2 protein-coding genes are annotated in these 1,063 nt (G+C 27.8%); both read right to left on the bottom strand.

The genetic code is table 11. The features are described from left to right. Nucleotides 1–365 (bottom strand): ABC transporter substrate-binding protein (locus tag QZ429_RS07640; protein ID WP_291953407.1); only part of this gene is annotated, 365 nt, incomplete at its 3' end. 8 nt (nucleotides 366–373) lie between these two features. Further along, on the bottom strand, nucleotides 374–1,063 hold a 690-nt coding region (locus tag QZ429_RS07635), incomplete at its 5' end, for a VacJ family lipoprotein (RefSeq protein ID WP_291953405.1).

Genomic DNA, 1,063 nt, shown 5'->3' with positions numbered 1-1,063 from the left:
AAAAAAACTCTCTTACCCTCTTCTTTTAAATTTACAACCTTTAATTTTTGCGAGTTATATAAAGAAAGTTTATCGGTAAAACTTTTTTTGAGATTTGCTTCAAAAGCTTCGTTGTATTGTTTTTTTTCAGTAGCACTTAACATCTCATATCTAGTCGATAAGCTTAATTTTGCCATAAAATCATAATCAAAAATTCCATCAAATAAAGTAAAAATTTTATTTGCAGACTTTGTTTTATCAGTTTTTTCTTGTTCTAAAATTCTTAAACTTTCGTTAATATTTTTTTGCATAGTTTCAGATATGTCTTCTAATTTCAAAGCAAAAACAGAATAAACACTTAACAAAAACAACGCAACTATACGCATAAAAACTCCTATTTGATTAATTCTTGACGTCTTTGCTCATAAGCATCACGCATAAAAATATAATAATTTACACTATTTTGGTAAATATCATCAATTTTTTCGTGTTCAAAACTTAATTCATTGACTCTTAAAGTTGCATTTATACCAACTCCAAGCCAAAAATTTCCAATATAAGCTTCAGGAGTTAAAAACCAATTTACTGGCAAGCTCAATACATCTCTCATATTATATGGTCCTAAAAAAGGCAAAACAAGATGACTTCCGCCCCCAATACCCCATTTTCCCAAGGTAGTTCCAAAATCAGCTTCATAAGACTTTAAAGAAGTTTGACTTGCACTATCTAGCATACCAAAACCAAAAATTACATTTATACAAAATCTTCCAAATTCTTCTCCTGCTTTTTTAAATTCAAAGCTTAGTAAGTGATTGACTATCCTTAGTGGCGATCTTGTAGTCTCAAATAAATTTTTAATCCCAGTTCTAGCAACTTCTGGCATTATAATTTTATATGAAAGAGTTGTCGGTCTTAAAACATAACGATAAAAATTATAGTTAAATTGAGACATTGCTTTATTATATTTATAAAAACTATCTTGAATTTCTCTTTTTTGATACTCTTGTTCAAAATCTTCAAAATTTTCTTCTGCAAATAATATACTCAAAAATACTACTAAACTCATAATATATCTTAACAGTAC

Origin of the sequence: Campylobacter sp. (genome assembly GCF_020024835.1) — a bacterium.
Taxonomy (GTDB): domain Bacteria; phylum Campylobacterota; class Campylobacteria; order Campylobacterales; family Campylobacteraceae; genus Campylobacter_D.
Note: the sequence above shows the minus strand (reverse complement) of the source record. Positions and strands in the feature narration are given on the sequence as shown.